This window comes from Siminovitchia fortis (assembly GCF_007681465.1).
Classification (GTDB): Bacteria; Bacillota; Bacilli; order Bacillales; family Bacillaceae_C; genus Siminovitchia; species Siminovitchia fortis.
In genome coordinates this window covers 1-663 of sequence record NZ_VEKZ01000164.1, presented here as the reverse complement: position 1 = coordinate 663, position 663 = coordinate 1, and the positions used below count along the sequence as shown (strand labels likewise).

2 protein-coding genes are annotated in these 663 nt (G+C 33.9%); both read left to right on the top strand.

The genetic code is table 11. From position 1 onward, the window contains the following. The first annotated feature begins 116 nt into the window (after positions 1-116). Positions 117-413, top strand: a complete 297-nt coding sequence (locus FS666_RS20705) for a BtrH N-terminal domain-containing protein (RefSeq protein WP_158322990.1) — start codon at positions 117-119, stop codon at positions 411-413. Next, positions 332-607 carry a DUF4872 domain-containing protein gene (locus tag FS666_RS20115; protein WP_306463617.1) on the top strand — a complete coding sequence of 92 codons (276 nt, stop codon included), beginning with the start codon at positions 332-334 and terminating at the stop codon, positions 605-607. The genes FS666_RS20705 and FS666_RS20115 overlap by 82 nt, the downstream gene beginning before the upstream one ends. Positions 608-663 lie beyond the last annotated feature (56 nt).

Here is a 663-nt window from a genome sequence, read left to right as displayed (position 1 = left end):
GAAAATGGGTAAAATCAGCCTGCTTTTCAAGCTTTTAACAAACTACGTCACGGATTCAGGTTATCTGTTAAACGTAATTAAACATGAAAGGTCCAGCTAAATAAAATAGTAAGAACATAAAAAGGGAGGCTTGGGAACATGTTAGACAAAACATAGATCAAGGAGTTGTAGTAGACTTAAAGCTTGACAGTTATTACTTGGATTATTTCACTAATAAGGTACAATTTGCTGGTCATTATGTGGCAATGTATGGATATGACGACAGTTTTGCCTACCTGATTGATACAAAGCAACAGGGGGGAATGGTAAAAACAAGTCTTGAAAATTTGGCATTGGCAAGAAACGAAAAAGGTCCAATGTCTCAAAAAATCTGTCTTATACCATTAAGAAAAAAGAGGATATGCCAAATTTAAAGGATGTGATTATAACAGCAATCAAAAATAACGCTTTAGATTATAAGAATACTCCTATCAAAAATTTGGGCTATAAAGGTATTAAGAAAACAATTGTAGAGATTAAGAAGTGGTTTGAGAGAAGTGAAAATATTGAGGATGATTTAGTTTTAGCAGCCACACTAATGGAGCGAGGGGGAACTGGAGATGTGTAGTGCAAAATAAAAGTGCAGAGTTATGAAACATAAACGTACATAACTTTGCACTTTAT